Source organism: Planktotalea sp. (assembly GCF_965659345.1).
In the GTDB taxonomy this organism is placed as follows: Bacteria; Pseudomonadota; Alphaproteobacteria; order Rhodobacterales; family Rhodobacteraceae; genus Planktotalea.
Window position 1 is genome coordinate 62,423 of the sequence record NZ_CBFHVK010000004.1, and the last position, 22,072, is coordinate 84,494.

A 22,072-nucleotide genomic window follows, 5' to 3' on the forward strand; every position below is an offset into this window, starting at 1 on the left:
ACGCTCTTATCTGGCACAATCAGGATAGGAGCCAGACATGTCATACGTTTTTACTGGAATACCAACAGAAGATGCCAAAGCGATTAGAACAGGCGCAGCAGACGCTTACGCGAACGCACCAGAATATGGGATTTCAAATGGCATTGGTATGCCCTGCCGTCATTGTTTGAAAATCATCCCGAAAGACGAAGCTTACCTTGTTTTTGCGTATCGCCCTTTTGAAACGCTTCAACCATACGCCGAAACAGGACCTGTCCTTATCTGCGCAAAAGACTGCACTGGAACGTGCAAGAGCGACATCCCTGAAGTGTTCAGGGTCTCACCTGAATATTTGATCAAAGGCTATACTGCGGATGAACGGGTCAAATATGGAACGGGTGCGATTGTCCCTGTCGCGAAAACAACTGACAGGCTAAAAGAACTTCTGAGCGACGCTGAACTTTCATTTGTCGATGTGCGCTCGGCCAAAAACAATTGCTGGCTTACGCGCGTAAAGCGCGCGGCTTAAGTGCTGCGCGTCAGCTCCAAGAACACATCCTCAAGATCAGCTTGTTCGGTGCGCACATCGCGGATCGTGACACCTGCGGTACGCACCGCTTCCAAAACTGCATCCGCGCTGGTCTGACTGGCGCGGTAACTAAGACGCAAAGCGCCTTGCGTGGTTTTGCTCAGCTCGATCCCTTGTGGCACCTCAAAAAGATCTGTTGGGCTATCGGGCTCAATGACCATCGTCTTTAGATCGATGCTTCCCAGCAAATGCGCTGTCGTATCACGCGCGACGACTTGGCCATGATTGATGATGGCGATCTCGTCGCACATTTCTTCAGCTTCTTCGAGATAATGCGTTGTCAGAACAATTGTCATGCCCAGCTCGTTCAACTTGCGCACATTGGCCCAAAGCATTTGCCGCAATTCTATATCAACGCCCGCAGTTGGTTCATCCAACACCAAGATTTGTGGATGGTGCACCAAAGCCTTGCCCAAGAGCAAACGACGGCGCATGCCACCTGACAAGGTGCGCGCATAAGCATTGGCTTTGTCAGACAAACCTACCAGTTCCAGAATCTCATCAGAGCGGCGTTCCACTTTGGGAACGCCATAAAGACCCGCCTGCACATCTAAAGCCTCACGTGGCGAAAAGAATGGGTCAAGATTTAACTCTTGGGGCATAACGCCAATCGATGCGCGCGACTGTCGCGGGTTCACGTCTTGATCAAAGCCCCAAATAGAAACAGTGCCAGACGACTTTAAAACAAGCCCTGCCAAGATATTGATAAGCGTCGATTTGCCTGCACCATTTGGCCCGAGCAAACCAAATATCGAGCCTCTTGGAATGGCCAGATCGATACCTTTCAGCGCCTCTTTCGCCGGTGCCCCTTTGCTGCCCGAGTAGGTTTTATGCAGATTGGTGATCTGAATGGCATCTTGTATCACAGGCTTTTACTCGCTCTTGCCGAATGGGCTATCTTGGCTCATAACGCCTCTATCGCGATCACCCAAAAAAGGGAACACACCGAAATGAACACCCCTGCACCAGAGACCAAAATTGTCGATAGTTTTCGCGTTGCGTGTGATGGCGGTGAAGGTGCGTTGGGCCATCCTCGCGTATGGCTGCAAATACCCGATCAGCATGGTTGGGTCGAATGCCCTTATTGCGACGCAAAGCTTGTGCACAAGGAATTTGAAGGAAAAGTCTAACAGGCTTCCTGATCCTCAGATCCAGCGAAAAACATTGTCTCTCGAGCCATTAGCCCGGCTCTGGCTGCATAGTTGCGGCAAAAGTTTCGCCTCAACTGAACCCGACTGTCCGCATTTTAGCAACAAAAGCGGCAAGCCATTTAATAGTTAACGATTAAGAAACAGTTAGTAACTTTTTCTAGAGGTACACCGTTAAGGGCGCCATGGTTTTGACACAATTGGGCTGTGCAGGCCCCGATCCAATTGACCCGAGTCCCGTTCCAACTATGCCTGTCCCTGGTCCAGCACCAGTAGATGGTCTGATCGAAAATTCCCTGACCAACGTTTTGTCTGGGACAAGTGGCGACGACCTCATTTTGGGTCGCGGTGGCGCAGACGCGCTTGACGGACAAGACGGGAACGATTCAGTGAATGGCGGCCCTGACGACGATATTTTGCTTGGTGGCTTAGGCAATGACCTTCTAGAAGGTCTCGATGGCAACGATAGCGCCGACGGTGGCGAAGGCGATGACACAATAATCGGCGGCGGCTCTGACTTCTTCAGAACCACATCTGGTGTTGGGAACTGGACTGCTGAAATGGAAGCGGCACTCGATGAACTCGCCTTGAGCGATCCTGTTCTAGCAACAGGCGGTCCTATCGCTGACATTCTTGCCTCTGCTTCGTTCGCCGGTGTGGATGTGAGCAGCTTTTCGATGCCTCCTGTCGCTGACACGGCAGCCGATTTCATTAACGGTGCTGCAGGCAATGACATGTTATTGCTAGAAACGAGCGATGTTGGCGTTGGTGGAATCGGTGACGACACATTCCACCTGAACGGCGATGGTGCTCCAGCGCGTATCATGACCATTATCGACTTTGCTGCGATGGATGACATGATTGTTGTAGAGCACGACGCAAGTCTACCTGCACCCGTTGTGACGGTGGCCGACAATGGCAGCAATGCAGATATGTTGATCGATGGCGTGAGGCTCGCGTCCGTCCGCGGCGCAGCTGGCGTGCTCACGGCCGCAGATGTCACGCTCGCGAGCGTAGACCGCTCTATCGCATAAAGACGCAACAAACGGGCTGGCATCGTCCGACCCGACACGTCTAATATGCCCCCGACACAAATTCGCTTTCGGGGGCATTTTTTCATGAGCACGACATTCGGCAAAGGATGCCATCTTCACCTGATTGACGGCTCTGCCTTCATTTTTCGCGCCTATCACGCACTGCCGCCTTTGACGCGCAAATCAGATGGCTTGCCGATTGGAGCCGTCTCCGGTTTCTGCAACATGCTCCAACGTTACGTTGAAGGAAACGCAGGCAGCGATGTTACCCATGTTGCAGTGATTTTCGACAAAGGCAGCCACACATTTCGCAACGACATGTATGATCTCTACAAGGCCAATCGCGACGCGATGCCAGAAGACTTGCGCCCGCAAATGCCGCTGACGCGCGAAGCAACGCGCGCTTTCAACATCGCCTGCGAAGAAATTGAGGGCTACGAAGCAGACGACATTATCGCAACCCTCGCTGTTCAAGCGCGCGCTGCAGGTGGCCGCTGCACCATCATTTCCTCTGACAAAGATCTGATGCAACTTGTGGGCGACGGTGTCGAAATGCTCGACGCGATGAAGAACAAAACAATTGACCGCGAAGGCGTGCACGAAAAATTTGGTGTCTATCCTGAACGCGTCGTCGACGTTCAAGCCCTCGCTGGCGACAGCGTCGATAACGTCCCCGGCGCACCCGGCATTGGTATCAAAACCGCAGCGTTGTTGATCAATGAATACGGCAATCTTGAGGACCTGCTGGATCGCGCTGAAGAGATCAAACAGCCCAAACGCCGCCAAACCTTGATCGACAATCGTGCGCAGATCGAACTCAGCAAACGACTTGTTCAACTCGATTGCGAAACCCCCTTGGAGTTCACGCTCGACGATCTCGAAGTGCGGGAACCGATTGCGGACGAATTGATTGATTTTCTCGCGCGCATGGAATTTCGCACTCTCACCAAGCGCATATCAGAGGCGCTCGATGCACCCATGCCGGAAATCAAAGACGTCGCCGTTACCGCGCCAAGCGATGCACCCGAAGCCGTTGCTTTTGAGGAAGCTACGTATTCTTGCGTTCAAGATATGGCAGCACTACAACCTTGGATCGATCACGCCTATGCGCGTGGGTATGTGGCTGTTGATACAGAAACCACAGGTCTCAACGACATGCGCGCAGACCTTGTTGGCATATCGCTTTGCACCGAAGCTGGCAAAGCCTGCTACATTCCTCTCACCCATAAAGACGCCGGTACGGATGATTTGTTCGGATCTGACGCGCTCGCAGAAGGTCAAATAGATCTGGACGCTGCAATTGCAGCACTCAAACCTTTGCTCGAAGATCCTTCGGTCATGAAAATTGGCCATAACATGAAATACGACGCCAAGATTTTTTCACGCTACGGCATCGATATCGCTCCGATCGATGACACAATGCTGTTGTCTTACGCGCAACATGCAGGGTTGCATAACCACGGGATGGATGCCCTGTCAGAACGTTACTTAAATCACACGCCTATTCCCATTAAGCCCCTGCTCGGCACTGGTAAATCCGCGATCACATTTGACCGTGTCCCAATTGATCAAGCCACAGACTACGCCGCTGAAGATGCCGACATCACACTTCGTTTGTGGCAACATTTAAAGCCATCTTTGCACGCTGCAAAAACAACCCGTGTGTATGAAACCATGGAACGCCCATTGGTCCCCGTATTGGCCCAAATGGAACGCAATGGAATAAAAGTAGACCGCGATACACTGAGCCGCATGTCAAATGCATTTGCTCAGAAAATGGCGGGTTTAGAAGCAGAAATTCACGAATTTGCAGGGCGGTCGTTCAATGTTGGCAGCCCCAAACAATTGGGCGAAATTCTCTTTGATGAGATGGGCTTAGAAGGCGGGAAAAAGGGAAAAACTGGTGCCTATGCGACGGGTGCAGATGTGCTCGAAGACCTCGCAACAGAGCATGAACTCCCGCGCCGTGTCCTCGATTGGCGCCAGCTCTCCAAACTTAAATCAACCTACACAGATGCCCTGCAAGATCACATCAATCCCGACACTGGTCGCGTTCATACCAGCTATTCTATCGCAGGTGCTTCGACTGGTCGTCTCGCCTCTACTGATCCAAACCTGCAAAACATCCCTATCCGCTCAGAAGAAGGCCGTCGCATTCGCGAAGCCTTCATCGCTGAGCAAGGCAAGGTTCTGGTTGCACTTGATTATTCGCAAATTGAACTGCGCATCCTTGCTCATGTTGCTGGTATCGACAGCCTCAAACAGGCCTTTCGCGACGGGCAAGATATTCACGCAATGACGGCTTCAGAGATGTTTGATGTTCCTCTTGATGAAATGACAGCCGATGTGCGCCGCCAGGCCAAAGCGATCAACTTTGGCGTCATCTATGGGATTTCCGGTTTTGGTCTCGCCCGCAACCTGCGCATACCAAGATCCGAAGCGCAGGGCTTTATCGATCGCTACTTCGAGCGTTTTCCCGGCATCAAAGAATATATGAACGACACAACTGAATTCGCAAAAAAGCATGAGCGCGTGGAAACCCTCTTTGGCCGCGTCATTCATACGCCCAACATCAACGCGAAAGGGCCCCATGCGGGCTTCGCCAAACGCGCTGCGATAAACGCGCCTATTCAAGGGACAGCCGCCGATATTATCCGTCGCGCTATGATCCGAATGCCAGATGCGATCACCGATCAACCTGCTAAAATGCTGTTGCAGGTTCACGATGAATTGTTGTTCGAGGTTGACGAAAATGGCGTCGACCAACTGATTGAAACAGCAAAAGACGTGATGGAAAATGCAGCGAATCCCGTCGTCAGACTTGACGTCCCGCTCATCGTGGATGCAGGCCAAGGCGCAAACTGGGCGCAAGCGCACTAAGCTTCATTTTTCAAAATAAACTCTCGGCCTTGAGGCCGAAACAAATTCCTTCCCAAAGGAATTTAACAGCTCTTTTTCAAAAATAGCTGTCTACCCGTCCAATTCTTGCGACGGAATAATCTTGAAAAACACACCATCGGACCAAACTCCGAACCAGCCCTCATGATGCACGCCAATATCTACAAGCCGATAAAAACTTTTGCGATCAATTAAGGCCTCAAGCCCAGCGCGCACCATCACATAGGGTGATGGCTCACCCGTCTCAACGTCACGCACTACGCGAATAGGATGCTCAACGCTTGCTGCAACAAAATCACCAACATGGGTTTCGAAAGTCAAAACACCGTCGGAAACTTCATAATCCACAGCAACAAACGGCGCGTCCTCAACACTGATGCCCACTTTCTCAACCGGGGTGACAAGGAAGTACTTCCCATCCTCAAGTTTCAAAATCGACGAAAAAAGCTTCACAAGCTCAAATCTGCCGATAGGCGTGCCCATATAGAACCACGTCCCATCACGCTTGATCTGCATGTCCAAATCGCCACAAAACGGGGGATTCCATAAGTGAACAGGCGGTAAACCACGCCCATTTGCAGCCGCTTTAGCCGATGCAGCAATGCCCGCTGCATCTGGGGTCACAATATTTTGTCCAGCCATGTTTTGCTATTTGTCCTCCGACGCCTACTCTCATAGCATCATACCTAGAGTTCAAGGGAGAGTTGTCATGGCCAGCGCAGAAGACTTAGTCACAGATATTGAAACGTTGGGCACGCGTCTGGCCGAGGCGAAGGATTCGATCAACCGCCGCTTTATCGGCCAGCAGCGGGTTGTAGACCTCACGCTTTCAGCACTCCTATGTGGCGGTCATGCATTGCTCATCGGGCTACCTGGCCTTGGAAAGACGCGTCTTGTTGAAACCCTTTCAACCGTGATGGGGCTTAATGGCAATCGCGTGCAGTTCACACCTGACCTAATGCCTGCAGACATCCTCGGCTCAGAGGTTCTCGAAACTGGCAATGACGGAAGTCGAGCTTTTAAGTTCATCGAAGGCCCGATCTTTTGCCAACTTCTCATGGCAGACGAAATCAACCGTGCCTCACCACGTACGCAGTCTGCGCTTTTGCAAGCCATGCAAGAAAAGGTGGTCAGCGTTGCAGGCGAAGATCGCCAACTTTCAGCGCCATTTCATGTGCTCGCCACGCAAAACCCGATTGAGCAAGAAGGCACCTACCCTCTCCCAGAAGCACAGCTCGATCGCTTTCTCGTCCAAATCGATGTGCCCTACCCGGATCGCGCAACTGAGCGTGACATTCTGATTGCAACAACAGGTGTCAGCGAAGATGACGCGCATGCGGTTTTCACCACTGACGAGCTCCTCGCGGCGCAAACGCTTTTACGGCGCATGCCTGTCGGTGACAGCGTGGTGGAAATGATCCTCGATCTCGTCCGCGCGTTCCGCCCTGATGAAACTGACGCAAGTACGCAGGTCAAAGAAACGGTTGCATGGGGTCCAGGTCCGCGTGCGGCGCAGGCCCTAATGCTTACTGTGCGCGCGAAAGCTTTGCTTGATGGCCGGCTCGCACCTTCTCCTGAGGACGTGATTGATATGGCAGAACCTGTCCTATCGCACCGTATGGCACTGAACTTTGCAGCGCGCGCGCGCGGCGACAGTTTGTCCGCTCTCATCCTCGAAACAGCAAGCCAGATCACAACAAGCAAGGCTACAGCCGCGTGACATCCTCCCCGCGCGCCCTACGACTTGATGCGGAAAAAGAAGCATCGCGCCTGCCGCCGCTTTTGGCGCGCGCAGAGCAATTGGCGGGTACCGTGTTGCTTGGTGAACACGGCCGCAGGCGCGCTGGCATGGGCGACGATTTCTGGCAGTACCGACCTGTTCAAACGGGCGATGCGCGGCGCATGATTGATTGGCGTCGCTCCGCGCGCTCTGACATGGAATTTGTGCGCGAACGGGAATGGCAAGTCGCGCAAAGCGTGATGCTTTGGCTCGACACCTCAGCATCCATGCGTTTTGCGAGCGACAAAAACCTGCCTGAAAAAGCGGATCGCGCGCGGCTCATCGCACTTTCCGCTGCAATCCTTTTGATCAAAGGCGGCGAGCGTGTTGGCGTTACAGGGACAGCACTGCCACCGCGACGTGGGCGGGCGCAGGTTTTGCGCCTTGCAGAGCATTTTTCGAATGAACAAAACGCTGATTATGGCGCGCCAGAAGCACGCGCTATGCTGCCACATGCCCGCGCCCTTTTTGTCTCAGATTTCATGGGGGACATCGACGCTGTCAAATCGGCCCTCACCAAAGCTGCAGATCGTGGTGTACGTGGTGTTCTGATGCAAGTGCTGGACCCTGCGGAAGAGAGTTTTCCCTTCCATGGGCGCACAATTTTCGAAAGTGCGGGCAAAACGCTGCGCTACGAAACTCTCAAAGCAAACGATTTAAAGACCCGCTATCTAGAAAAACTCGCCGCGCGCAAAGCAGACCTCACGCATCTCTGCGCTGTTGCTGGCTGGCAATTTACGACCCATCACACAGATGCTTCAGCGCAATCTGCTCTTCTTTGGCTCCACAGAGCGATGGAGAAATCCGCATGATTGGCGCAATAGGTTTCCTCACGCCATGGCTTTTACTTGCGCTCGTAACGTTGCCCATCCTTTGGATTATATTGCGCGCCGTGCCGCCTGCGCCTGTACGCCGCATTTTTCCGGGCGTCACACTTTTGCTTGGTCTCAAAGACGAAGAACAAGTCAGCGACAGAACCCCTTGGTGGCTTTTGCTTTTACGTATGCTCGCAATTGCCGCGCTGATTGTTGGTCTTGCTGGACCAGTTCTCAATCCGCGCAGCGATGATATCGGACGTGGGCCGCTTTTAGTCGCTATGGATGCAAGCTGGGCAAGCGCTGCGGATTGGAGCAACCGCATCACCATGGTGGAGCGCATTCTCGATGACGCGCAGCGTACCGATCGGACCGTCGCGATTTTGAACCTTGGCGATCCAAAGCAAGTGACTTTTCAATCGGCGAATGAAGTGCGCAGCACGCTTGCAGGGCTTCGCCCCAATGCTTGGGAGCCCATCGTAAGCGCGCAATCCCTTGTTACGCTGCTACCAGATCAGGGTTTCGATACGCTCTGGCTTTCGGATGAGCTCGCGCGCGAAACGCGAAGTGAGATTGCCGACCTCTTCAACGAGAAGGGCGCATTACGTATTCTCGCATCACAAGGTGAGAGCATTGCACTCGCCCCTGCCCGTTTTGAAGGCGGTGCAACAATTGTGGAAGCACGCCGTTCCGTCGACGGTGCTGCGAGAACGGTCCAAGTTGAAGTGCATGGCAAAGACCCATCTGGTGCAGCGCGCATCCTTGCGACAGCTGATATTGATTTCGAGAGTGGCGCAAAGACGGCAATCCAAGATATCTCTCTCCCCGCTGAACTGCGTGCGCGGGTCACCCATTTTGCAATCGCCGGTGTGCGTTCTGCAGGTGCTGTGTCGCTCTCTGATGACAGCCTACGACGACGCGAGGTCGCGCTCATTGCCGGACGCGAAGATCGCGAAGGGTTGGAACTTTTATCACCACTTCACTATTTGCGCCAAGCCTTAGAACCAAACGCGGAACTTTTGGAAGGCAGCTTGCTCGATATCCTCCCTGCCGCGCCTGATGTCGTGATTTTGGCCGATGTTGCCAAACTTGCCCCTGTTGAAGAAGTAGAGCTGACCCAATGGGTCGAAGAAGGTGGCCTGCTTGTGAGATTTGCAGGGACGCGCCTTGCTGCAAGTGAAATCAGCCGCAGTGAAGAAGACACGTTGATGCCTGTACGCTTGCGCGCTGGCGGCCGTACAGTTGGCGGCGCGATGAGTTGGGGCACACCCAAAGAATTAGCCGCCTTTACGGAAGATAGCCCATTTTTTGGACTGGAGCCGCGCACAGATGTCACAGTGCGCTCACAGGTCATGGCGCAACCTGATCCGACCCTTGCTGATCGCGTTATCGCGAGCCTGAGTGATGGGACACCCTTGGTCACGCGCAAGCCGCTTGGGGATGGGCAGGTGGTCTTGTTCCACGTTACCGCGAATGCCGAATGGTCAAGCCTTCCGCTGTCAGGGCTTTTTGTCAGCATGCTGGATCGTCTCGCAATTTCATCGCTTGCGGGAACACCGCAGGCAGGTGATCTGGACGGCAGCATTTGGCAACCGATCAGCGTTATGGATGGGTTTGGACGGATCACAGATGCGGATAACCTTGCTGGCATCGCAGGTGAGCGATTGTTGAGCGATGCCCTGAGCCCAGACTTGCAGCCAGGCCTTTACGAAGGAAATGCGCGGCGTATTGCGCGCAATGTGATTGGAGCGGAGACAGATTTGAGCGCAGCAAACTGGCCAAGTGGCACCGATATCCAACCCCTCCAAACTCAACCAGAAACCCCGCTCGGCGGGATCCTTCTTGGCCTCGCACTTGCGCTCTTGATGATCGACATCGTCGCATCTCTTGCAATGTCAGGACGTCTGCGCGGTGCTGTGGCAGGTGTTGGTGCATTGATGTTGCTTGGCTTGCCTGCTGACGCACAACAAGATAATTTCGCGCTCGCAGCATCATCTGAAATGGTGCTGGGCCATGTTATCACGCGCGATGCAGCGATTGATAACACCGCAGAGGCGGGATTGCGCGGGCTTTCAGAAACGCTCTTTTTCAGAACCTCAATTGAACCCGCGGATCCTATCGGCGTTGATCTGGAAACAGATGAACTTGCGTTCTTCCCGATGCTTTATTGGCCGATAACGCCCAATCAACCAACGCCTTCAGCAAACGCGTATGCCAAACTGAATGACTATTTGCGCTCTGGCGGGATGATCCTTTTTGACACACGGGACGCTGATATTGCGCGCTTTGGTGCCTCTAGTCCCAATGGCGTAAAGCTGCGCGCTTTAGCAGAACCCTTGGACATTCCCCCGCTTGAACCTTTGCCACAAGATCACGTGCTCACACGGACCTTTTACCTGCTTCAGGATTTCCCTGGTCGCCACACAGCACGCGATGTTTGGGTCGAAGCCGCACCCAAGAACGCAGAGCAAATCGAGGGGATGCCATTTCGCAATCTCAACGATGGGGTCAGTCCTGTCGTGATTGGTGGCAACGATTGGGCCACTGCGTGGGCGATGGACACGCGCGGCAATGCACTGTTCCCAATAGGGCGTGGTTTCGCGGGTGAGCGGCAACGCGAACTTGCTTACCGCTTTGGCGTCAACCTTGTGATGCATGTGCTCACGGGCAACTACAAATCGGATCAGGTACACGTCCCTGCATTGCTAGATCGGCTTGGCCAATGACCCAGACAATCGTCTTTGATCCGCTTGTGCCCTTAGCGCTCTTAATAGCAGCAGCAGTTGTCGTGTTTGCGGGTCTTGCACTTGCGCTTTGGCGCGGTTTGGCTGGCGCATGGCTCCGCGGGTTAGGTGGCTTTGTTGTGATTGCTGCACTTGCCGGCCCAAACCTGCAACGCGAAGAGCGTGGCGCTTTGAATGATATCGTTGTGGTTGTGAGTGACGAAAGTGCGTCGCAGAAACTAGCCGAACGGGCAGGCGTGACAGCAAGCGCCGCTGAAAGTTTGGAAGATATTTTAAGCGAACGTGGCGATACCGAAGTTGTGCGAGTGTCTGTGACCGACGGACAAGGCGACGCAGGGACGCAACTTTTGACCGTTTTAAGTGACACGCTTGCAGAACTGCCCCAATCGCGCATTGCGGGTGTCTTTTTGCTCAGTGATGGCCGTTTACATGATCTAGAGCGCACACCGGATTTACCTGCCCCACTTCATCTATTATTGAGCGGGAAAAGTACAGATTGGGATCGTCGCCTAAGCGTCACCAACGCCCCTGCATTTGCCATTCTTGGTGAGCCTGTAACACTTACTTTGCGAATTGAAGATATGGGGAACGCTCCTGTTGGAAACGGCTTTGCCCCGTTGGACATTTCCATCGATGGCGCCCCGCCCCAACGCTTTGAAGTCCCAGTAGATGCGGAGATTACATTACCGCTGACCCTGCCCCATGGCGGGCGTAACGTGATCCAATTTACTGTGCCGACTGGCGAAGGCGAACTGACAGAGCGCAACAACACGGCTTTGATTCAGATGAACGGCGTGCGTGACCGGTTGCGCGTTTTGCTTGTCTCTGGGGAGCCACACCCGGGCGGACGCACTTGGCGCAATTTGCTTAAATCAGATAGCTCTGTGGACCTTGTGCATTTCACCATTCTGCGTCCTCCGGAAAAGCAAGATGGCGTGCCAACGTCTGAGTTATCGCTGATCGCCTTCCCCACGCGCGAATTGTTCTTGGAAAAGATCGAAGATTTCGATCTGATCATATTTGATCGCTACAAACGCCGCGGTATTTTGCCGAGCATCTATCTCGATAATGTAGTACGTTATGTCCAAGAAGGTGGCGCAGTGCTTGTCGCTGCTGGCCCTGACTTTGCCTCTGCAGATAGCATTTACCGCTCCCCCTTGGCTGAGATTATGCCTGCTGCTCCGACGGCTCGAGTGATCGAACAAGGGTATCGCCCGACCATCAGTGACCTTGGCAATCGCCACCCTGTGACCGCTGGCCTGCCAGATACAGAAAACTGGGGCCGCTGGATGCGCCAGATCGAAGTTGAGCCCAGCGATGGTGACGTGATTATGACGGGAATAGATGACAAGCCCTTGTTGATATTGAACCGTGTCGGCGAAGGGCGTGTATCATTGATTGCTTCGGATCATGCTTGGCTTTGGAACCGCGGGTTCGAAGGCGGTGGTCCACAACTCGAACTTTTGCGCCGTCTTGCGCATTGGATGATGGGAGAGCCTGAGCTTGAAGAAGACGCGCTTTTGGCCGAAGCCACTGGGCAAAATATGCGTATCGTCCGCCGCACTTTGGACGAAGCCGCAGCACCTGTCACTGTTACTTCACCTGATGGCAGTACGGTAGAACTGAGCTTGAGTGAAACCGCACCTGGTCGTTTCGAGACGCAATTCACTGGTGCAGAAATCGGGCTGTATCGCTTGAATGACGGCACACATGAAACCGTCATTGGCCTTGGGCCGGCAGCGCCGCGCGAATTTGAAAAGACGATAGCAACCGCTGAACTCCTAGAGCCGTTGATCGATGGCACCCGTGGCGGCGTAGCGCGTCTTGAAGATGGCGTGCCCAGCATTCGCACAGTCCGTGAAGGACGTCCTGCAGCGGGTCGCGGCTGGCTTGGGATCACGCCTAGGGGTGCCTATGAAACGCTGAACGTGCGTCAAACACCCTTGCTTCCTGCTTGGCTGGTTCTTCTTCTCGCGTCTGGTTTGATCTTGGCGGCTTGGTTGCGCGAAGGACGCAGTTAACGGCTCAAGGAAATTTTGTAGCCGCTGTCTTTCCAACCATGTTCACTGCACTTCACCCGCACGAAGACTTCGCGCGTGCCATCTGGCAACATAACGTTGTTCAAACTACGTGTGAAGGGCTGTTCCTCTACGTGAGGGTGATGCAGGATGCGCGTACCTAGCACTTTACCAGTGTTATCCACAATTTCCCAACCATCCGCGTAGTGGTCCCAACCTGTATCGGGATGCTCCAGCGTCACGCTAAAGTTCCATCCCATGCCTGTCGATTTTGCGACAGCCTTGGTGACTTTGGGAGACTCTGCAAAGGCAGGCGCTGCCAAAAGTAAGAGCGCGGCGATATGTGCTGATGTTTTCATGACACATCACTTAGAGCGCACGCGGCGATTCGGGCAATCACAAGCCCGTTAAGCACGGTGAGCGTCACCCGAGAGCAACACGTCCCGCGACTGTGACGCAAATTCACGACGCCATAACACAAGGCAGGTGACCAAACTCGCTGCAACCAACGCAAGCGGCCCTGCGAGCCAAGCTGCGGACGCCAGCCCGAAATAGACAGAGCGCAAGCCCCGATTAAATCCGCGCGCAGCTGTAATGTTGATTTCAGCCGCCTGCATCGCACGCGGCATTGTGCGGGGATCGTCCACTTCGTTTGGCACAGAAGACATAAGCACCGCGCAATAGCCAAACAGACGGTTGGACCACACGAATTTGAGAAACGCGTTGGTGACAAAGAACAGCGTTACCATCAGCTTTAGTTCCCAAACGATACGCGGATCTTGGTTCAATGTCAGATCGTCCGCAAAGCCGATCAACTGCTCTGTATTGCCCACCAAAGCTAAAACGCCACCTATCGATATCATGCTTGCAGAGGCGAAAAAGGCCGTACCTTGGCGTAAATTACCTAAGATCGTCGCGTCATAAATCCGCGGATCACGGGTAACCATTTGGCGCATCCACTCGCGGCGATATCCCGCCATCAAAACTGACACAGACGCATGTTTCTTTGAGGGGTGTTCAATGCGCCAGCCAATCACCAACCACAGCACAAAAATGAGCGTGAGAGCACCGTAGTCAAAGTATGAAAATAGGGTGAGCCGATTAAGAATATCCATGCCCATCTCTTTGGCTGAGCAATCATTGCTTGCCAATACGATAAATTGGTTATATTTTATTACCAATATTGAAAAGGATGCGTTCATGGACATGCCAAGCCCCAGCAAAATGGTACTTTCTCGCAAAGCCGAACTTGTTTCTCGCCTTTTGCAGGTCTTGCCCACCGACGCGGTGATCGAAGACGAAATGGAAACACGCGCTTACGAGTGCGATGCGCTGACCGCTTATAAATGTCCACCGCTCTTGGCTGTGCTCCCGCGTTCCACAGAAGAAGTCAGTGCAGTTCTACGGATCTGTCATGAGATGGATGTGCCGGTCGTCCCACGCGGGTCTGGCACGTCGCTCGCTGGCGGTGCCTTACCAACTGCGGATTGCGTTATCTTGGGCGTCGCGCGGATGAATGATGTAATTGAAACCGACTATGCCAACCGCGTTATTCGCGTACAAACAGGGCGCACAAACCTAAGCGTCTCTGGCGCGGTTGAAGAGGACGGCTTCTTTTACGCCCCCGATCCCTCAAGCCAACTCGCCTGCGCGATTGCAGGCAACATCGCGATGAATTCCGGCGGTGCGCATTGCCTTAAATATGGCGTCACAACAAACAACCTCATGGGCGTCACGATGGTGATGATGGACGGTGAGATTGTCGAAATCGGCGGCGCACATCTAGATAGCAAAGGGCTTGATTTGCTTGGCGTCATTTGTGGCTCTGAAGGGCAGCTTGGCGTTGTAACCGAAGCCACGCTGCGCATTCTGCACAAACCAGAAGGCGCACGTCCGGTTCTCGTGGGCTTTGACAGCAACGAAGTTGCGGGCGCTTGTGTTTCCGACATCATCAAAGCGGGTGTTCTGCCTGTTGCCATTGAGTTCATGGACCGTCGTGTCATTGAAGTGGTCGAAAACTATGCGCAGGCAGGCTATCCTTTGTGTGAAGCCTTGCTGATTATCGAAGTGGAAGGCTCCGAGCTTGAAATCGACGCACAACTCGCGCTAATCCGCGAAATTGCAGAGCGCCATAACCCTGTTGAATTCCGCGAGGCACGCGATGGCGATGAAGCCTCGCGCATTTGGTTAGGTCGCAAAAGCGCCTTTGGCGCAATGGGGCAAATCAACGATTACATGTGCCTCGACGGGACAATCCCTGTCTCTTCTCTGCCTATGGTGCTCCGCCGCATTAACGAACTTTCCGACGAATTCGGCCTTGATGTGGGCAACGTTTTTCATGCTGGCGACGGCAACATGCACCCGCTCATCTTGTTTGATGCGAATAAAGAGGGCGATTTGGAGCTATGCGAAGCCATGGGTGCAGAGATACTGAAGCTTTGCGTTGAAGCTGGCGGATGTCTGACAGGTGAGCACGGTGTAGGTATCGAAAAGCGTGACCTGATGCATGTGCAATACGCACCCGCTGATTTAGACGCGCAAATGGCGGTGAAAGATGTGTTTGATCCAAAATGGTTGCTGAATCCGGCAAAGGTTTTCCCGCTGGATGCATCCGATAGTCGCCGCGCTTTGCAGGTGGCCGCGGAATGAAACCAACATCAGAACAAGAACTGTCCGAACTGATCGCAAAAGCCACTGCGCCTTTTCACATCAAAGGCGGTGGCACACGGTTGAGCGGTCTTGCTACGAGTAATACGCTCGATACAAGCGGCCTGACAGGCATCACGCTTTATGAACCGGGTGCACTAACCTTGGTTGCGCAAGCGGGCACCCACATCACAGAAATTGAGAGCGCACTTGCCGCTGAAAACCAACGCTTAGCCTTTGAACCTGCTGATTTGAGAGATGTTCTTGGAACGCAGGGGGAAAGCACACTTGGCGGCGTTGCTGCCTCCAATGCGTCTGGCCCCCGCCGAATTTCTGCAGGAGCGTGCCGGGATTTCATGCTTGGCGTACGTTTTGTGGATGGTCTTGGCGGCATCGTGAAGAACGGTGGACGCGTGATGAAGAACGTCACGGGCTATGACCTCGTTAAGCTGATAAGCGGCGCACATGGCACGTTGGGCGTATTAAGCGAAGTGTCGATGAAAGTGCTACCAAACGTAGAGATGCAGCTTTGCCTACGTCTTGAAGGGCTGGACCCTGCAGGCGCAGTCGCTGCTATGTCAGCTGCGCTCGGCTCCCCTTTTGAAGTATCAGGCGCAGCACAGGACGCAGACGGAATAGTGTTGCTACGTCTGGAAGGATTTGAAGCCTCTGTGCGCTATCGCGCGGCACAAATCACTGATGTTTTGGCAAATTTCGGCACCGTCCAAACTGAAGATGACCAAGACATGTGTATCAAAATTTGGCGTGATATTCGCGATGCGCGCCGCTTCAAGGATACGCAGGGCGACCTTTGGCGCATATCTGTTAAACCGAGTGATGCGCCAAGCATTTTGGAGGCGCTAAGCCCAAGCCAAGCACAACTTGACTGGGGCGGCGGTTTAATTTGGCTCGCGGTTCCAAAAGGAACGGATGTTCGTGCAAAAATGACTGTTACAGGTCATGCGATGCTCATGCGCGCCAGTTCAGATATGATGCAAACCCTTGCGCGTTTTCATCCCGAACCCACACCAGTTGCCAAGATCAGTGCCGATTTGCGTGCACGTTTTGATCCCAAAGGTTTACTTAATCCCGGCTTGATGGGGGGCCTCTCATGAAGACTGAATTCACCGACTTGCAGATGCAAGAACCCGCAATTCAACGTTCTAATGCGATCCTGCGGTCTTGCGTGCATTGTGGGTTTTGCACGGCAACTTGCCCTACATATCAAGTGCTTGGCGATGAACTCGACAGTCCACGCGGACGTATTTACCTGATCAAGGACATGCTTGAGACGGGGCGCGTTCCAGATGCAAAAACGGTCGGTCACATTGATCGCTGCCTTGGGTGCCTTGCTTGTATGAGCACATGCCCGTCGGGTGTGAATTACATGCATCTCGTTGATCATGCCCGCAATTATATCGAAGAGCACTACAAACGCCCCTTGAGCGAACGCGCATTGCGCTGGGTCCTTGCGCGTATTCTGCCCTACCCAACACGTTTTCGCGTCGCTTTGCTAGGTGCGAAAATGGCACGCCCGTTTTCCCGACTGATCCCTGACAAACGCTTACGAGCAATGATTTCTATGGCGCCAAAACAGGTGCCTCCTGTCAGCCGCAACGATGATCCGCAAAGCTTTGCGCCGAGTGCGCCGCGAAAGAAACGCGTGGCTTTGATGACAGGCTGCGCACAGCGCGCGCTGGATACCGACATCAACGATGCAACCATTCGACTACTCACGCGCTTTGGCTGCGAAGTCGTTGTCGCGCAAGGTCAAGGGTGTTGCGGTGCGCTCACCCATCACATGGGCAAGGTCAGTGAAAGCCACGCGGCGGCGGCGGCAAATATCAAAGCTTGGACGCGCGAAATGGACAAAGATGGCTTAGATGCGATTGTTATCAACACCTCCGGTTGCGGCACAACTGTGAAGGACTACGGCCACATGTTCGAAGGCGATCCTTTAGAAGCGGATGCAAAGCGCGTGGCCGCGATTGCCAAGGACGTCAGTGAAGTCCTCAAGGATCTGGAACTGCCAAAAGGCGGCGCGCCTGAGATGACAGTTGCTTATCACGCTGCCTGCTCGCTCCAGCATGGCCAACAGATCAAGGCAGCCCCGAAGGACCTACTGAAGAACGCAGGCTTCAGCGTGGTTGAACCAAAGGACAGTCATCTGTGCTGCGGATCCGCAGGCACTTATAACCTGATGCAGCCAGAAATTTCAACACAGCTTAAAGAACGTAAAGTCACAACATTAATGGCGAAAAACCCAGATGTAATCGTCGCTGGTAATATTGGGTGCATGATGCAGATCGGCTCTGCCGCTGGCGTTCCAGTTGTGCACACCGTTGAGTTGCTCGATTGGGCGACAGGCGGTCCAAAACCCGCAAAAATGGATAACACTAAAACCGTTTCAGACGTTCCTATTTTGCGCTGATTGCCTTATTTATGCCCTACGCTTCACCTATCCGATGTGAAACGTAGATGGAGACGGCATGACGCGGATCGCATTTTTGATCTCATTGGCTTTTGTCTTTGCCCAAAGCGCACAGGCGCAAACAAGCGGATTGAAACGTCTCAACACCGGCGACGAGTCGCGCGGGTGGGAAGGCGTCGGCCGACTTGATGTTGCAGGCAAAGGGTTTTGCACAGGCGCCTTGATCGCGCCCGATCTTGTCCTGACAGCAGCTCATTGCCTTTACGATCGCGATACTGGCGAACGCGTTGACCACGAAACGATGGAATTTCTGGCAGGCTGGCGCGATGGTCGTGCGTCTGCCTATCGCAATGTGCGCCGCGCGGTGGTGCATCCTGATTATCTTTATGACGGAACAGCGACAACGGATCGTGTGCGCAACGACCTCGCTCTGATCGAGCTTGACCGCCCCATTCGCAATACGCAAGTGATCCCTTTTGAAACGGCAGAGCGCCCTGCAAAAGGCGATAAGATCGGTGTTGTATCGTACGCTTTGGATCGATCCGAGGCACCGTCTTTGCAAGAGATTTGCCACGTTATGGCCCGTCAGAAGGGCGTTTTGGTTATGTCGTGCGATGTGAATTTTGGCTCATCCGGTGCGCCAATTTTTACGATGGACGGCGACTCCGCCAAGATCGTTTCCGTCGTCTCTGCCAAAGCCGAAGTGAAGGGTATTCCCGTCTCACTTGGTACCGCGCTTGAAAGTCCGTTAGCGCGTTTGCGCGCCGAACTGGCTGCAGGTCGTGGACGTTTCAGCGTCACAGGATCGCAAGAAAGCCGCAATGCAGATGCCATTGAAGGACGCGCCATATCTGGTGCGAAGTTTGTGAAGCCCTAGCAAAATTTCACGCCATATCCTCTTGAAACCGCAAAACCCTTTCCCAAATCAGTAACAACGCAGCGCCAATGATGGGCTGCGTGAACCGGTCTGTCCCAGATGGGAAGGCCACTAACATATTGTTATTGCTCAAGTGAGGATGACCCATGCGTACTTTTGATTTCGCACCGATGCACCGTGCATCTATTGGTTTTGACCAAATCGCAGACATGATGGACCGAGTTATGTCCAACGACGTCAGCACGAACACATACCCCCCTTACAACATCGAAAAGACCTCTGATGACGACTACCGCATCTCGATTGCAGTCGCAGGTTTTAGCGATGCTGACCTTTCCGTTGAAGTGAAAGACGGCGCGCTTTTCGTATCTGCCCGCAAAGGAGAAGATACAACTGAGCGGACGTATTTGCATCGCGGTATTGCGACCCGCGCGTTCGAGCGGCGCTTCCATCTGGCCGATCATGTGCGTGTCACAGGGGCGAGCCATGAGGACGGCATGCTCCACATCGAACTGACGCGCGAAGTGCCCGAAGCCCTGAAACCGCGCCAAATTGAAATTGCGCGCGCAGGCGCCGTGGAAAAAGACGTCGTAGAGGCAAAAGCCGTTAACTAAGTCCGGCTTAGCTTGAACGAGAAGGCCCGCGCCCCTCCCACGCGGGCCTTTTTCACGTCTATTGGCTTAAAGATGCGGCAAGGCGCATAAGTTGAATAGCTTCAGCGCGGTAGCCAAATGGGTCTGCCCCGCGTGCGCGGATCGCAGTGTCGATGGCATCCCCGTAAGACCAGGTTCCAAGACGATCACTGCCGCGCAGCAGTTCACCAAACCCCGAGATCGCCGCTGCAAATTCAAGTTCGCGATCAGCGTCTAGCGTGACTGGTATCGCGCGCTCAATAAGCTGGCTATTCTGCGCACCCGGCGCTTTATAACGCAGTTTCAAATACCCAAGTTCATCGTCTAGCCCATCACTGGCATTCTCGCCATAGCGCAAGGCATCCGTTAACGTTTCTTTGCCAACAGGTGTAGTTTCATAAAGCGCGGTCACCTGATGACCTGCACCAATATCGCCTGCATCAACCTTATCGATGTTAAAATCTTCTCGGCGCAGTGCACGCGTCTCATACCCGATCAAGCGGTACTCCGCGACAGTCGCAGGGTTGAACTCCACCTGAATTTTTACATCGCTTGCAATAGGGAACAAAGCTCCCGTGAGTTGATCAACCAACACTTTTTGTGCCTCAGGCAAGCTATCAATGTAGCTCGCATGACCATTGCCGTTTTGCGCCAGCGCCTGCATCGTCGCATCATCAAGATTGCCACGCCCAAAGCCAAGCACGGATAGAAACGTCCCGCTCTCGCGTTTGTTCGCGATGTAGTCCTTCAATGCGTCTACTGAGCTAAGCCCCAAATTGAAATCACCATCCGTTGCAAGCAACACACGGCTGATATCGCCCTCTTCCTGCATCTGTTGAGCAAGTGCATAGGCCTGTTGCAAACCAGCTTGCCCATTTGTACCCCCACCCGCTGCGAGACGGTCCAAAGCGTTCAAAATCACATCACGCTCGCTGGCCGCTGTCGGTTCTAGCACCTGCCCTGCACTGCCAGCATAGGCGACGATTGCGACCTGATCTTCTGCGCGTAGTTGTCCAAGCATGAGCCGCAAAGACTGCTTCAGAAGCGGCAGCTTGTCAGGTTGATTCATAGACCCCGATGTATCGATCAAGAATACCAAATTAAGCGGGGGGCGCGTGTCCACCGCTGGCATCTCACCTTGTAACGCGATGCGCAGAAGCTGGGTATTTTCGTTCCACGGTGTAGGCAAGAGTGCCAATGACGTCGCGAACGCCTCTCCCTTTGGGGCAGCGTAATCATAGGGGAAATAATTAATCATTTCTTCGACCCGTACCGCTGCTTCAGGCGGCAACTGACCGTTTTCCAATGATGATCGCACGATCGAATAGCTCGCTGTGTCGACATCAATCGAGAAAGTGGAAACGGGATTTTCACGCGTGACCTTCAATGTGTTTTCAGGCGCGTTTGCGAAGCTTTCAGTATTTCCTTCGGGCACAAACATCGGTGCATCTGCAATCAAGCCAGAAGTTGGAGCCGCAGGAGCGCTGAGACGAGACTTCGCCCTGATGCTCGGCGTAGGTGCTGCAATTGGCGCGCCGTCTTGAGCAAGGGCACCAACCACCAGGTCAGATGCGAGATCTGGGGAACTGCGGTCAATAGTGGCCTCTTCCATGATCAAAGCAGGTTCGGGTTGCAGCATTTGTGGCGCACCATCGCGCATCACAGGTGCGATCATCACCAAACCGAAAGCGGCTAAAGCTGTCGTCGCGGTCAAACCCGCCTTTGAAGAGAGAGCGTCAAACATGAAACGAAGTCCTTTTGCAAAACCACCCTGCTGTGGGGCGTCAGTCTTAGGACGTGCTTGGCTTTGTGATCCTTGGAATTTGGCGAAACTATCTTTGGCCAATGCAATATGCGTCGTACGTTTCGCAACATCAGGCTTGGGCGTCGCGACAGAGAATGCGCTCTTGAGATCGTCGAGATCATCGCTCATTGATCGTTCTCCTTTATACGCTTCAAGTGCTTTTTAACTTCGCTCATACGCCAACTGACCGTGCCTTCAGAAATGCCCAAGACTTCACCCACCTCGCGATGATTCATGTCATCCATCACTAAAGCGACCGTGTCGCGCAGATCGTCTGGCAAGGTGCCAATCGCGTGCATTAGCCAATTCTGGGCTTCTGCTTGTTCTTTGTTGGCCTCGGTTCGTTGCACTTCCCAATCACCCCATCCTTGGCTCGCTTTGGCACGCGTTGCAGCACGGCGACGGCGGTCATGGGAGGCGTTGACTGCAACACGGTAGAGCCACGTAGAAAAGCTGGAACCGCCCTCAAATTTAGCGAGTTTCGCGGGCAATGCGGCACAAATGTCCTGACACAAATCTTCCGCTTCATACTGCGAACCCGTCAGACGAAAACAAAGACCAAACAAACGATCATAGGAGCGCTCTAGAAGCGCCGCAAAAGCGTCGCTGTCACCACCAGCGGCCGCCATTGCCAAATCTATGTCGCTCGTTTTCATACGCATCACGCTACTATGACG

At 53.7% G+C, this 22,072-nt stretch carries 19 protein-coding genes; 13 read left to right on the forward strand and 6 right to left on the reverse strand.

Translation table 11 applies throughout. The features are described from left to right. The first annotated feature begins 37 nt into the window (after nt 1–37). The gene (locus tag ACTG3Z_RS03955) at nt 38–508 is read left to right on the forward strand and encodes a DUF1203 domain-containing protein (protein ID WP_439141375.1); all 471 of its coding nucleotides are present in this window, start codon (nt 38–40) and stop codon (nt 506–508) included. On the opposite strand, the gene ACTG3Z_RS03960 is transcribed toward ACTG3Z_RS03955, so the two are convergent. Then, nucleotides 505–1,434 (reverse strand): ABC transporter ATP-binding protein, encoded by a 930-nt coding sequence (locus ACTG3Z_RS03960; protein WP_439141376.1) that lies wholly within the window; start codon nt 1,432–1,434, stop codon nt 505–507. The genes ACTG3Z_RS03955 and ACTG3Z_RS03960 overlap by 4 nt on opposite strands. Nucleotides 1,435–1,518: 84 nt before the next feature. On the opposite strand from ACTG3Z_RS03960, the gene ACTG3Z_RS03965 reads away from it, so the two are divergent. The 3 genes from ACTG3Z_RS03965 (at nt 1,519) to polA (ending at nt 5,630) form a co-directional block, all read left to right on the forward strand. Next, complete coding sequence (locus tag ACTG3Z_RS03965; protein ID WP_439141377.1) at nt 1,519–1,698, forward strand: zinc-finger domain-containing protein; 180 nt, start codon at nt 1,519–1,521, stop codon at nt 1,696–1,698. Between the two features lie 203 nt (nt 1,699–1,901). Continuing rightward, nucleotides 1,902–2,750, forward strand: a complete 849-nt coding sequence (locus ACTG3Z_RS03970) for a calcium-binding protein (RefSeq protein WP_439141378.1) — start codon at nt 1,902–1,904, stop codon at nt 2,748–2,750. Between the two features lie 84 nt (nt 2,751–2,834). Beyond that, complete coding sequence (polA, locus tag ACTG3Z_RS03975) at nt 2,835–5,630, forward strand: DNA polymerase I (RefSeq protein WP_439141379.1); 2,796 nt, start codon at nt 2,835–2,837, stop codon at nt 5,628–5,630. 90 nt (nt 5,631–5,720) lie between these two features. Here the strand turns inward: polA and ACTG3Z_RS03980 are convergent, their stop codons facing one another. Further along, entirely contained in the window at nt 5,721–6,290 is a 570-nt protein-coding gene (locus tag ACTG3Z_RS03980) for a DUF1285 domain-containing protein (protein WP_439141381.1), read from the reverse strand. A 67-nt stretch (nt 6,291–6,357) separates the two neighbouring features. Between ACTG3Z_RS03980 and ACTG3Z_RS03985 the strand changes: the two genes are divergently transcribed. From ACTG3Z_RS03985 to ACTG3Z_RS04000, 4 genes are read left to right on the forward strand one after another with little or no spacing between them, the layout of a single operon-like run. Then, nucleotides 6,358–7,368, forward strand: a complete 1,011-nt coding sequence (locus tag ACTG3Z_RS03985; RefSeq protein ID WP_439141382.1) for an AAA family ATPase — start codon at nt 6,358–6,360, stop codon at nt 7,366–7,368. Then, a complete protein-coding gene (locus ACTG3Z_RS03990; protein WP_439141384.1) occupies nt 7,365–8,240 on the forward strand; it encodes a DUF58 domain-containing protein in 876 nt (291 codons plus the stop codon). Before ACTG3Z_RS03985 ends, ACTG3Z_RS03990 begins: the two co-directional genes overlap by 4 nt. Further along, nucleotides 8,237–10,969 carry a DUF4159 domain-containing protein gene (locus ACTG3Z_RS03995; protein WP_439141385.1) on the forward strand — a complete coding sequence of 911 codons (2,733 nt, stop codon included), beginning with the start codon at nt 8,237–8,239 and terminating at the stop codon, nt 10,967–10,969. The genes ACTG3Z_RS03990 and ACTG3Z_RS03995 overlap by 4 nt, the downstream gene beginning before the upstream one ends. Then, complete coding sequence (locus tag ACTG3Z_RS04000; RefSeq protein ID WP_439141386.1) at nt 10,966–13,008, forward strand: hypothetical protein; 2,043 nt, start codon at nt 10,966–10,968, stop codon at nt 13,006–13,008. Before ACTG3Z_RS03995 ends, ACTG3Z_RS04000 begins: the two co-directional genes overlap by 4 nt. On the opposite strand, the gene ACTG3Z_RS04005 is transcribed toward ACTG3Z_RS04000, so the two are convergent. Together ACTG3Z_RS04005 and ACTG3Z_RS04010 are read right to left on the reverse strand one after the other, a co-directional pair. Then, nucleotides 13,005–13,364, reverse strand: coding sequence for a hypothetical protein (locus tag ACTG3Z_RS04005; RefSeq protein ID WP_439141387.1), 360 nt, complete (start codon nt 13,362–13,364; stop codon nt 13,005–13,007). The two genes, ACTG3Z_RS04000 and ACTG3Z_RS04005, sit on opposite strands and share 4 nt — an antisense overlap. Nucleotides 13,365–13,412: 48 nt before the next feature. After that, on the reverse strand, nt 13,413–14,120 hold the full coding sequence (locus ACTG3Z_RS04010) for a DUF599 domain-containing protein (protein WP_375265425.1): 708 nt from the start codon (nt 14,118–14,120) through the stop codon (nt 13,413–13,415). An 85-nt stretch (nt 14,121–14,205) separates the two neighbouring features. Between ACTG3Z_RS04010 and ACTG3Z_RS04015 the strand changes: the two genes are divergently transcribed. The 5 genes from ACTG3Z_RS04015 (at nt 14,206) to ACTG3Z_RS04035 (ending at nt 19,573) form a co-directional block, all read left to right on the forward strand. Next, nucleotides 14,206–15,654, forward strand: coding sequence for an FAD-linked oxidase C-terminal domain-containing protein (locus tag ACTG3Z_RS04015; RefSeq protein ID WP_439141388.1), 1,449 nt, complete (start codon nt 14,206–14,208; stop codon nt 15,652–15,654). Beyond that, on the forward strand, nt 15,651–16,766 hold the full coding sequence (locus ACTG3Z_RS04020) for an FAD-binding protein (RefSeq protein ID WP_439141389.1): 1,116 nt from the start codon (nt 15,651–15,653) through the stop codon (nt 16,764–16,766). Before ACTG3Z_RS04015 ends, ACTG3Z_RS04020 begins: the two co-directional genes overlap by 4 nt. After that, nucleotides 16,763–18,082 (forward strand): glycolate oxidase subunit GlcF, encoded by a 1,320-nt coding sequence (gene glcF / locus ACTG3Z_RS04025; protein ID WP_439141391.1) that lies wholly within the window; start codon nt 16,763–16,765, stop codon nt 18,080–18,082. The genes ACTG3Z_RS04020 and glcF overlap by 4 nt, the downstream gene beginning before the upstream one ends. A 58-nt stretch (nt 18,083–18,140) precedes the next feature. Further along, complete coding sequence (locus tag ACTG3Z_RS04030; protein ID WP_439141392.1) at nt 18,141–18,959, forward strand: trypsin-like serine peptidase; 819 nt, start codon at nt 18,141–18,143, stop codon at nt 18,957–18,959. A 146-nt stretch (nt 18,960–19,105) separates the two neighbouring features. After that, entirely contained in the window at nt 19,106–19,573 is a 468-nt protein-coding gene (locus ACTG3Z_RS04035; protein ID WP_439141393.1) for an Hsp20 family protein, read from the forward strand. A gap of 58 nt (nt 19,574–19,631) precedes the next feature. On the opposite strand, the gene ACTG3Z_RS04040 is transcribed toward ACTG3Z_RS04035, so the two are convergent. Next, nucleotides 19,632–21,524, reverse strand: coding sequence for a vWA domain-containing protein (locus ACTG3Z_RS04040; RefSeq protein WP_439141394.1), 1,893 nt, complete (start codon nt 21,522–21,524; stop codon nt 19,632–19,634). Then, nucleotides 21,521–22,051, reverse strand: coding sequence for an RNA polymerase sigma factor (locus ACTG3Z_RS04045; protein WP_439141395.1), 531 nt, complete (start codon nt 22,049–22,051; stop codon nt 21,521–21,523). The genes ACTG3Z_RS04040 and ACTG3Z_RS04045 overlap by 4 nt, the downstream gene beginning before the upstream one ends. Between the last annotated feature and the right edge of the window lie 21 nt (nt 22,052–22,072).

What these genes read in the sequence shown, in the direction of transcription:
- ACTG3Z_RS03970 (WP_439141378.1), top strand. Translation starts at nt 1,902, where the DNA reads ATGGTTTTGACACAATTGGGCTGTGCAGGCCCCGATCCAATTGACCCG.
- ACTG3Z_RS04030 (WP_439141392.1), top strand. Translation starts at nt 18,141, where the DNA reads ATGACGCGGATCGCATTTTTGATCTCATTGGCTTTTGTCTTTGCCCAA.
- ACTG3Z_RS04040 (WP_439141394.1), bottom strand. Translation starts at nt 21,524, where the DNA reads ATGAGCGATGATCTCGACGATCTCAAGAGCGCATTCTCTGTCGCGACG.
- ACTG3Z_RS04000 (WP_439141386.1), top strand. Translation starts at nt 10,966, where the DNA reads ATGACCCAGACAATCGTCTTTGATCCGCTTGTGCCCTTAGCGCTCTTA.
- polA (WP_439141379.1), top strand. Translation starts at nt 2,835, where the DNA reads ATGAGCACGACATTCGGCAAAGGATGCCATCTTCACCTGATTGACGGC.
- ACTG3Z_RS04035 (WP_439141393.1), top strand. Translation starts at nt 19,106, where the DNA reads ATGCGTACTTTTGATTTCGCACCGATGCACCGTGCATCTATTGGTTTT.
- ACTG3Z_RS03955 (WP_439141375.1), top strand. Translation starts at nt 38, where the DNA reads ATGTCATACGTTTTTACTGGAATACCAACAGAAGATGCCAAAGCGATT.
- ACTG3Z_RS03995 (WP_439141385.1), top strand. Translation starts at nt 8,237, where the DNA reads ATGATTGGCGCAATAGGTTTCCTCACGCCATGGCTTTTACTTGCGCTC.
- ACTG3Z_RS03980 (WP_439141381.1), bottom strand. Translation starts at nt 6,290, where the DNA reads ATGGCTGGACAAAATATTGTGACCCCAGATGCAGCGGGCATTGCTGCA.
- ACTG3Z_RS04005 (WP_439141387.1), bottom strand. Translation starts at nt 13,364, where the DNA reads ATGAAAACATCAGCACATATCGCCGCGCTCTTACTTTTGGCAGCGCCT.
- ACTG3Z_RS04020 (WP_439141389.1), top strand. Translation starts at nt 15,651, where the DNA reads ATGAAACCAACATCAGAACAAGAACTGTCCGAACTGATCGCAAAAGCC.
- ACTG3Z_RS04045 (WP_439141395.1), bottom strand. Translation starts at nt 22,051, where the DNA reads ATGAAAACGAGCGACATAGATTTGGCAATGGCGGCCGCTGGTGGTGAC.
- ACTG3Z_RS04010 (WP_375265425.1), bottom strand. Translation starts at nt 14,120, where the DNA reads ATGGATATTCTTAATCGGCTCACCCTATTTTCATACTTTGACTACGGT.
- ACTG3Z_RS03965 (WP_439141377.1), top strand. Translation starts at nt 1,519, where the DNA reads ATGAACACCCCTGCACCAGAGACCAAAATTGTCGATAGTTTTCGCGTT.
- ACTG3Z_RS03985 (WP_439141382.1), top strand. Translation starts at nt 6,358, where the DNA reads ATGGCCAGCGCAGAAGACTTAGTCACAGATATTGAAACGTTGGGCACG.
- glcF (WP_439141391.1), top strand. Translation starts at nt 16,763, where the DNA reads ATGAAGACTGAATTCACCGACTTGCAGATGCAAGAACCCGCAATTCAA.
- ACTG3Z_RS04015 (WP_439141388.1), top strand. Translation starts at nt 14,206, where the DNA reads ATGGACATGCCAAGCCCCAGCAAAATGGTACTTTCTCGCAAAGCCGAA.